8 protein-coding genes and 1 pseudogene are annotated in these 8841 nt (G+C 71.2%); 7 read left to right on the top strand and 2 right to left on the bottom strand.

Going from position 1 to position 8841, the window contains the following annotated elements; translation table 11 throughout:
- Positions 1 to 175, bottom strand: a pseudogene (locus GTW43_RS16960) (cation transporter); the annotation flags it as partial.
- Positions 176 to 339: 164 nt separating this feature from the next.
- Positions 340 to 1323: a UDP-glucose 4-epimerase GalE gene (gene galE, locus GTW43_RS16955; protein WP_161302862.1), complete on the bottom strand. Its 984-nt coding sequence runs from the start codon at positions 1321 to 1323 to the stop codon at positions 340 to 342.
- A gap of 294 nt (positions 1324 to 1617) precedes the next feature.
- Between galE and GTW43_RS16950 the strand changes: the two genes are divergently transcribed.
- The 7 genes from GTW43_RS16950 (at position 1618) to GTW43_RS16920 (ending at position 8660) form a co-directional block, all read left to right on the top strand.
- Complete coding sequence (locus GTW43_RS16950) at positions 1618 to 3390, top strand: DUF5941 domain-containing protein (protein WP_161302864.1); 1773 nt, start codon at positions 1618 to 1620, stop codon at positions 3388 to 3390.
- The gene (locus tag GTW43_RS16945; RefSeq protein WP_161302861.1) at positions 3387 to 4139 is read left to right on the top strand and encodes a phosphocholine cytidylyltransferase family protein; all 753 of its coding nucleotides are present in this window, start codon (positions 3387 to 3389) and stop codon (positions 4137 to 4139) included. Before GTW43_RS16950 ends, GTW43_RS16945 begins: the two co-directional genes overlap by 4 nt.
- Positions 4127 to 5194, top strand: a complete 1068-nt coding sequence (locus GTW43_RS16940; RefSeq protein ID WP_161302860.1) for an iron-containing alcohol dehydrogenase family protein — start codon at positions 4127 to 4129, stop codon at positions 5192 to 5194. Before GTW43_RS16945 ends, GTW43_RS16940 begins: the two co-directional genes overlap by 13 nt.
- Positions 5172 to 5951: a CDP-alcohol phosphatidyltransferase family protein gene (locus GTW43_RS16935; RefSeq protein WP_161302859.1), complete on the top strand. Its 780-nt coding sequence runs from the start codon at positions 5172 to 5174 to the stop codon at positions 5949 to 5951. Before GTW43_RS16940 ends, GTW43_RS16935 begins: the two co-directional genes overlap by 23 nt.
- A 44-nt stretch (positions 5952 to 5995) precedes the next feature.
- Positions 5996 to 6841, top strand: a complete 846-nt coding sequence (locus tag GTW43_RS16930) for a glycosyltransferase (RefSeq protein WP_161302863.1) — start codon at positions 5996 to 5998, stop codon at positions 6839 to 6841.
- A gap of 93 nt (positions 6842 to 6934) precedes the next feature.
- Positions 6935 to 7879, top strand: coding sequence for an ABC transporter permease (locus GTW43_RS16925; RefSeq protein ID WP_161302858.1), 945 nt, complete (start codon positions 6935 to 6937; stop codon positions 7877 to 7879).
- Positions 7872 to 8660, top strand: coding sequence for an ABC transporter ATP-binding protein (locus tag GTW43_RS16920; RefSeq protein WP_161302857.1), 789 nt, complete (start codon positions 7872 to 7874; stop codon positions 8658 to 8660). Before GTW43_RS16925 ends, GTW43_RS16920 begins: the two co-directional genes overlap by 8 nt.
- Positions 8661 to 8841: the final 181 nt, after the last annotated feature.

Below are 8841 nucleotides of genomic sequence, written 5' to 3'. Positions count from 1 at the left end.
TGGCGTCGGCGACGAGGGCCAGGGAGTCGGCGACGACGCCGCCGACGATCTCCACCACCATCACGGTCAGGGTGATCCCCAGGGCGACACGCAGCCGACCGCGGTGGGCCGCCGCCGCCGTCCCCGTCGTGGGGCCGTGCGCGTGCCCGTGGTCGTGGCTGTGCCCGACACCCATCGAAACCGCCCTCCGTCCGGATCCGTGCGCCGCCCCGGTCCGGGCGGCGCACTCCAGTCAACTACGGGGAGGGGGTATCTGCAAACATGGCGGTGAACACCGTTGTCATGTGCTCTGACCTGCGGAAATGCTCTGGCATGTCCGCAGGTCAGCGCGGTGCGCGATCACGTCGCGGATGCCTCCGGATGCCGCAGGCACCAGCCCTCCCACGCAGAGACGATCATGTCCCGCACCGAGCGCGTGGCGCTCCAGCCGAGCTCCTTCTCGGCCAGCGCGGTGGCGCCGACCGCGCGCGGGGCGTCCCCGGGGCGGCGCGGCTCGACCAGCGCGGGCGTGCCGATCCCGGTGACGTCGGCGATGACGTCGACCAGCTCGCGCACGGACGCGCCCCGGCCGGTGCCGATGTTCACCGTCAGATCGCCGCTCACGTCCGGGCGGGAGAGCCGCCGCGCGGCCGCCAGATGCGCCTCGGCGAGGTCCGCGACGTGCACGTAGTCCCGGATGCAGGTGCCGTCAGGGGTCGGGTAGTCGTCACCGAAGATGCGCGGGGCCTCGCCGCGGGTGAGGCGGTCGAAGACCATCGGGATCACGTTGAAGACGCCGGTGTCCGCGAGGGCGGGCTCCGCCGCGCCCGCCACGTTGAAATAGCGCAGGCAGGTCGTGGCCATGCCGTGCGCCTGCCCGGCCGCCCGCACCAGCCACTCGCCCGCCAGCTTCGTCTCGCCGTACGGGTTCACCGGCGCGCAGGGCGTCGACTCCGTGATCAGGCCCGTGTCCGGATTGCCGTACACCGCAGCCGACGACGAGAACACGAAGCGGCGCGCACCCGCCGCGGCGACCGTCTCGAGCAGTGTCGCGAGGCCGCCCACGTTGTCCCGGTAGTAGCGCTCGGGCTGCTCCACGGACTGCCCGACCTGCTTGTGCGCCGCGAGGTGCACCACACCGGTCACCTCGTGCCCGGCGCACACCCGGCGCACCAGGTCCGCGTCGAGGGCCGAGCCCCGCACCAGCGGGACGTCCGCCGGCAGCCGGTCCGGCACCCCCGTCGTCACGTCGTCCACGACGACCACGCGCTCGCCCGCGTCCGCCATGGCCCGTGCCACATGTGCCCCGATGTATCCGGCTCCGCCGGTGATCAGCCACGTCATGGCGCACCACCCTAAGCGGGCCCCCGTAAGGGCGGGGTTTGTGGCCCGGGCACTTGATCGACAATGATGAACGGGCGGCCCGTGGCCCGCCGGACCCCGGCGACGCCTGCGCAGACCGCGACGGACAGGGGCCGATCGGGGCGTAAACGGGCGGTGAACGTCCGCTTGTCGTCATCCGATAACCTCTGCCGACATGCCGCCCGGCCGACCCCGCTCCGCAGGGTCCTCCAGGGTGCCCCCATCGTGCAGGAGACTTCGGCGCGCCCGCGTGCCGGCACCGAGGAGTGAGTTCGTCTGTCGACCGCCATCGTCACCGGTCAGCCGGTGCCCGGCTCGTCCCTCGAGGGCGATCTGCGGGCCCTCGGCTTCGACGTACGACCGGTCCCCGACCCGGCGGACGCCGCAGCGGCGCTCGCCGGTGTGCCCGGGGACCAGCGCGTCGCGGTCGTCGACGCGGGCTTCGTGGGCCATGTCCACGCCCTGCGCCTCGGCCTCACCGACCCGCGCTTCCCCGCGTCCGCGATCCCCGGCGCCGTCACCGCGCAGCCGGCGGCCCGCCCGGCGCTCGAGGAGGCCGTCAAGGAGGCCGGGACCGTCCCCGACGCCGTGGCGGACCGGCTGGCGGCCGCCGGAACCGACGTGCACCGCCCCGAGCTGGGTGAGCTCGTCGCCGCCGTGCCCGCCGACCCGCAGGCCAGGAACGAGGTCCGCCAGTCCGTCGCCGCCGTCGACGACGAGGCGATCAGGCTGCGCACCGCGGTCAAGGCCAGGGACGGCTTCTTCACCACGTACTGCATCAGCCCGTACTCCCGCTACATCGCGCGCTGGTGCGCACGGCGCGGCCTGACCCCGAACCAGGTCACGACCGCCTCCCTGCTCACCGCGCTGATCGCGGCGGGCTGCGCGGCCACCGGCACCCGGATCGGCTTCGTCGCCGCGGGCGTGCTGCTCCTCTTCTCCTTCGTCCTGGACTGCACCGACGGGCAGCTCGCCCGCTACTCGCTGCAGTACTCGACGCTGGGCGCCTGGCTCGACGCCACGTTCGACCGCGCCAAGGAGTACGCCTACTACGCGGGGCTCGCGCTCGGCGCGGCCCGCGCGTCCGGCGGCGGTGACGACGTGTGGGCGCTCGCGCTCGGCGCGATGGTCCTGCAGACCTGCCGGCACGTCGTCGACTTCTCCTTCAACGAGGCGAACCACGACGCCACGGCCAACACCAGCCCCACCGCCGCCCTCTCCGACAAGCTCGACAGCGTCGGCTGGACGGTCTGGGTGCGCCGCATGATCGTGCTGCCGATCGGCGAGCGCTGGGCGCTCATCGCGCTGTTCACCGCGTTCACCACCCCGCGCATCACCTTCTACATGCTCCTGATCGGCTGCGCTCTCGCCGCCTGCTACACGACCGCGGGCCGCGTCCTGCGCTCGCTGACCCGCCGCGCCCACCGCACGGACCGGGCCGCCGAGGCCCTCGCCGACCTGGCCGACTCCGGCCCGATCGCCCGGGCGGTCGCCCGGACCGGCAGGAGTGCCGCGGCCCCCGTCGTCGCCGCGCTCGGCGGCGTGGCGGTCGTCACCGTGAGCGCGCTCACGGACTTCGGCAGCGTCTGGCCCGTGGTCGCCGCGGCCGTGTACTGCGTCACGTCCGGACTGGCCGTCGCGCGCCCCCTCAAGGGCGCCCTCGACTGGCTCGTTCCCCCGGTGTTCCGGGCCTCCGAGTACCTCACGATCCTGGTCCTCGCGGCCCGCGCGGACGTGAACGGCGCCCTGCCCGCGGCTTTCGGACTGGTGGCGGCGGTCGCCTACCATCACTACGACACGGTGTACCGCATCCGCGGCGGCACCGGCGCGCCGCCCCAGTGGCTGGTGCGGGCGACCGGCGGTCACGACGGCCGGACGCTGGTGGTCGCCGTGCTGGCCGCACTGCTCGGCAACACAGATTTCACCGTCGCGCTCACGGTCTGCGCCGTGTTCGTGGCACTCGTGGTGCTCGCCGAGAGCATCAGCTTCTGGGTCGCCTCCGCCCGCCGGGGTGCACCCGCCGTACACGATGAAGGAGAACCCGCATGATCGGCCTCGTCCTGGCCGCCGGCGCCGGCAGCCGGCTCCGTCCCTACACCGAGACGCTTCCCAAGGCGCTGGTGCCCGTCGTGGGCGAGGGGACCGACAACGAGCTCTCCGTCCTCGACCTCACCCTCAAGAACTTCGCCGAGATCGGCCTCACGGAGGTCGGCATCATCGTCGGCTACCGCAAGGAGGTCGTCTACGAGCGCCAGGCGGCGCTGGAGGCGAAGTACGGCCTGAAGCTGACGCTCATCGAGAACGACGTCGCCGAGAAGTGGAACAACGCCTACTCCCTGTGGTGCGGCCGCGACGCCATCAAGCACACGGTGATCCTCGCCAACGGCGACACCGTGCACCCGGTCTCCGTCGAGAAGACCCTGCTCGCCGCCCGCGGCGACGGCAAGAAGATCATCCTCGCGCTCGACACGGTGAAGAACCTGGGCGACGAGGAGATGAAGGTCGTCGTGGACCCCGCCAAGGGCGTCCAGAAGATCACCAAGCTCATGGAGCCGGCCGAGGCCACGGGCGAGTACATCGGTGTCACCCTCATCGAGGGCGACGCGGCCGACGCGCTCGCCGACGCCCTCAAGGCCACCTACGAGCGCGACCCGCAGCTGTACTACGAGGACGGCTACCAGGAGCTCGTGAACCGCGGCTTCAAGGTCGACGTCGCCCCGATCGGCGACGTCCCGTGGGTCGAGATCGACAACCACGAGGACCTCGCCAAGGCCCGGGAGATCGCGTGCCAGTACTGACCCGGCTGATGCCGAGCCCGGTCGTCGTCGACATCCGGGCCGGCGCGCTGGACGATCTGGCCACGATTCTGACCGACCAGCGCATCGCGCCGACCGGCAAGCTCGCCTTCGCCATCAGCAACGGCGGCTCCGGCCGGTTGCTCAAGGAGCGGTTCGAGGCGTCCTTCCCCGGGGCGGACTGGTTCGACGACGCCGACGGCACCATCGACGGCGCCGTCAAGCTCGCCGACTCGATCAAGAAGGGCGGCCGCTACGACGCGGTCGTCTCCCTGGGCGGCGGCAAGGTCGTCGACTGCGCGAAGTACGCGGCGGCCCGCGTGGGCCTGCCGCTGGTGGCCGTCGCCACCAACCTCGCGCACGACGGCCTGTGCTCGCCGGTCGCGACGCTCGACAACGACGCGGGCCGCGGTTCGTACGGTGTGCCGAACCCGATCGGCGTGGTCATCGACCTGGACGTCATCCGCGACGCTCCGGTCCGGTTCGTCCGGGCCGGCATCGGCGACGTGATCTGCAAGATCTCCGCCGTGGCGGACTGGGAGCTGTCGCATCAGGTCAACGGCGAGCAGGTCGACGGCCTGGCCGCCGCCATGGCCCGCCAGGCCGCCCACGCGGTGCTGCGCCACCCCGGCGGCATCGGCGACGACGACTTCCTGAGCGTGCTCGCCGAGTCGCTGGTGATGTGCGGTCTCGCGATGTCCGTCGCCGGTGACTCGCGGCCCGCCTCGGGCGCCTGCCACGAGATCTGCCACGCCTTCGATCTGCTCTTCCCCAAGCGCAACGCGCAGCACGGGGAGCAGTGCGGGTTCGGCGGTGCGTTCGCCACGTACCTGCGGGGCGACCACGACACCGCGAAGGAGATGGTCGCGACGCTGCGTCGGCACGGCCTTCCGGTCCTCGCGCAGGAGATGGGCTACAGCGACCAGGACCTCGTGGACGCCGTGCTCTTCGCTCCGCAGACCCGGCCGGGCCGCTACACGATCCTCGAACACCTCGACCTGTCCGCCGACCAGATCAGGGACGCCTACGCCGACTATGCAAAAGCCATCGGTAGCTGAGCTGCGCCCGGTCGTCCACCCCGCCGGGGTGAAGGACCGCCGCAGCGGTGAGCACTGGATGGGCCGGCTCTACATGCGCGAGGTCTCGCTGCGTGTGGACCGCCACCTGGTGAACACCAAGGTCACGCCCAACCAGCTGACCTACCTGATGACGGTGTGCGGAGTCCTCGCGGCCCCCGCGCTGCTCGTCCCGGGTGTGTGGGGCGCCGTGCTCGGCGTCGTCGCGGTCCAGCTGTACCTGCTGCTCGACTGCGTCGACGGCGAGATAGCGCGCTGGCGCAAGCAGTACTCGCTGACCGGCGTCTGGATGGACCGGGTCGGCGCGTACCTCACGGACGCGGCCGTCCTCGTCGGCTTCGGACTGCGCGCCGCCGACCTGTGGGGCAGCGGCCGCATCGACTGGCTGTGGGCCTTCCTGGGCACGCTGGCCGCGCTGGGCGCCATCATGATCAAGGCCGAGACGGACCTCGTCGGTCTCGCGCGCGCCGCGGGCGGCAAGGAGCAGGTCAAGGAGTCCGCCTCCGAGATGCGCTCCTCCGGCATGGCGCTGGCCCGCAGGGCCGCCGCCGCGTTCAAGTTCCACCGGCTCATCCTGGGCATCGAGGCCACCCTGCTGATCCTGGTCCTCGCGATCGTGGACCAGATCCGGGGCGACCTGTTCTTCACGCGCCTCGGTGTGGCCGTCCTCGCGGGCATCGCCGTGCTGCAGACGCTGCTGCACCTCGTGTCCATCCTCGCCTCGAGCAGGCTCAAGTGAGCGCCGCACCGGCGCCGCTCAAGGTCGGCGCGGTCGTCATCACCATGGGCAACCGCCCGGCCGAGCTGCGCGCGCTGCTCGACTCGGTCGCGAAGCAGGAGGGCGACCCGGTCGAGGTCGTCGTCGTGGGCAACGGCTCGCCGGTGCCGGACGTCCCCGAGGGCGTGCGCACCGTCGAGCTGCCCGAGAACCTGGGCATCCCCGGCGGGCGCAACGTCGGCATCGAGGCCTTCGGACCCTCCGGCTCCGACGTCGACATCCTGCTCTTCCTCGACGACGACGGTCTGCTGCCGCTGACCGACACCGCCCAGCTGTGCCGCGAGGCGTTCGCCGCCGACCCGCAGCTCGGCATCGTCAGCTTCCGCATCGCGGACCCGGACACCGGCGAGACCCAGCGCCGGCACGTGCCGCGGCTGCGGGCCGCCGACCCGATGCGCTCCTCGCGCGTGACGACGTTCCTCGGCGGGGCCAACGCCCTGCGCACCCGGGTCGTCGCCGAGGTCGGCGCCCTGCCCGAGGCGTTCTTCTACGCCCACGAGGAGACCGACCTCGCCTGGCGTGCCCTCGACGCGGGCTGGATGATCGACTACCGCGCCGACATGGTGCTGCACCACCCGACCACGGCTCCGTCCCGGCACGCGGTCTACCACCGCATGGTCGCCCGGAACCGGGTCTGGCTCGCCCGCCGCAACCTGCCCCTGCCGCTGGTGCCCGTGTACCTCGGCGTGTGGCTGCTGCTCACGCTGGCCCGGCGTCCCTCCGGTCCCGCGCTCAAGGCCTGGTTCGGCGGTTTCAAGGAGGGCTGGACCGCCTCCTGCGGGCCTCGCCGGCCCATGAGGTGGCGTACGGTGTGGCGCCTGACCCGACTGGGACGCCCTCCCGTCATCTGACAAGCTCGAGTCCGGGAGCCCCGGGCCCCACCCGGTCCCGGCTCCCCGCCCCTGCCCGACCAGGCTGCGCTCTTGAAGACGAAAGTTTCCCCTGTGAGTGAGACAACGCATGACGGCGGCGTCGCGGTGAGCGCGCCCCCGTCGCCCGACGACGGGCTCTCCCCTGCCGAGCTCGCCGCCAAGTACGGCCTGTCCGTGAGCGGTGCCCGCCCCGGTCTGAGCGAGTACGTGCGCCAGCTGTGGGGCCGCCGGCACTTCATCCTCGCCTTCTCCCAGGCGAAGCTGACCGCCCAGTACAGCCAGGCCAAGCTCGGCCAGGTCTGGCAGGTGGCGACCCCCCTGCTGAACGCCGCGGTCTACTTCTTCATCTTCGGGCTGCTGCTGGGCGCGCGGAAGGGCATCCCGCACGAGATCTACGTGCCGTTCCTGGTCACGGGCGTGTTCGTCTTCACCTTCACGCAGAGCTCGGTGATGGCGGGCGTGCGGGCGATCTCCGGCAACCTGGGCCTGGTCCGGGCGCTGCACTTCCCCCGGGCCTCGCTGCCGGTCTCGTTCGCGCTGCAACAGCTCCAGCAGCTGCTGTTCTCGATGATCGTGCTGGTCCTGATCATGCTCGGCTTCGGGATCTTCCCCGGCTGGTCCTGGCTCCTGGTGGTCCCGGCGCTGGCCCTGCAGTTCGTCTTCAACACCGGCCTCGCGCTGATCTTCGCGCGGGCGGGCGCCAAGACGCCCGACCTCGCCCAGCTGATGCCGTTCGTGATGCGGACCTGGATGTACGCCTCGGGCGTCATGTTCAGCATCCCGGCGATGCTCGCGAGCAAGAAGGGTGTCCCGTCCTGGGTCGGCGACGTCCTCCAGTGGAACCCGGCCTCGATCTACATGGACCTGATCCGGTACGCGTTCATGCGCACCGACGGCTACGGACACAAGTTCCTGCCGCCGCACGTCTGGGCGTTCGCGGCCGGCTGGGCGGTCCTGTTCGGGATCGTCGGCTTCGTCTACTTCTGGAAGGCAGAGGAGCGGTACGGCCGTGGCTGATCTCGACAAGACCCCCCAGGACGCCCGCATCCCGACGGTGATCGCGGACGAGCTGCACATCGTCTACCGCGTCAACGGCGCGAAGACCGGCAAGGGCAGCGCCACCTCCGCGCTGAGCCGCATCCTCAAGCGCGGCGAGGAGCGCGGGGTGCGCAAGGTGCACGCCGTGCGCGGCGTCTCCTTCACCTCCTACCGCGGCGAGGCGATCGGCCTGATCGGCTCCAACGGCTCGGGCAAGTCGACCCTGCTGCGCGCCATCGCGGGCCTGCTGCCCGCCGAGAAGGGCAAGGTCTACACCGACGGCCAGCCCTCGCTGCTCGGGGTGAACGCGGCCCTGATGAACGACCTGACCGGCGAGCGCAACGTGATCCTGGGCGGTCTCGCCATGGGCATGTCCCGCGAGGAGATCAAGGCCCGCTACCAGGAGATCGTCGACTTCTCGGGCATCAACGAGAAGGGCGACTTCATCACCCTGCCGATGCGGACCTACTCGTCCGGCATGGCGGCGCGGCTGCGCTTCTCGATCGCGGCGGCGAAGGACCACGACGTCCTGATGATCGACGAGGCCCTGGCCACGGGCGACCGCAAGTTCCAGAAGCGCTCCGAGGCCCGCATCCGTGAGCTGCGCAAGGAGGCCGGCACGGTCTTCCTGGTGAGCCACAACAACAAGTCGATCCGCGACACCTGCGACCGCGTCCTGTGGCTGGAACGCGGCGAGCTGCGGATGGACGGCCCGACGGACGAGGTGCTCAAGGAGTACGAGAAGTTCACGGGGAAGTAAACCCTCCAGCCGCCCCACGCGTCATCACAGGCCCCACCGGTTTTCTCCCGGTGGGGCCTCTGATATGCCTGTAGATACCAACTACATGGCGATCAAGGGTCAAAGGAGGGTCAACTTCCTTGGCCTGAAGGAATCTTGGCCACGATCGGTGTGTTGTTGTGATGTGCAGAACACCCCGCCA

Source organism: Streptomyces sp. SID5785, from assembly GCF_009870065.1.
Taxonomy (GTDB): domain Bacteria; phylum Actinomycetota; class Actinomycetes; order Streptomycetales; family Streptomycetaceae; genus Streptomyces.
Note: the sequence above shows the minus strand (reverse complement) of the source record. Positions and strands in the feature narration are given on the sequence as shown.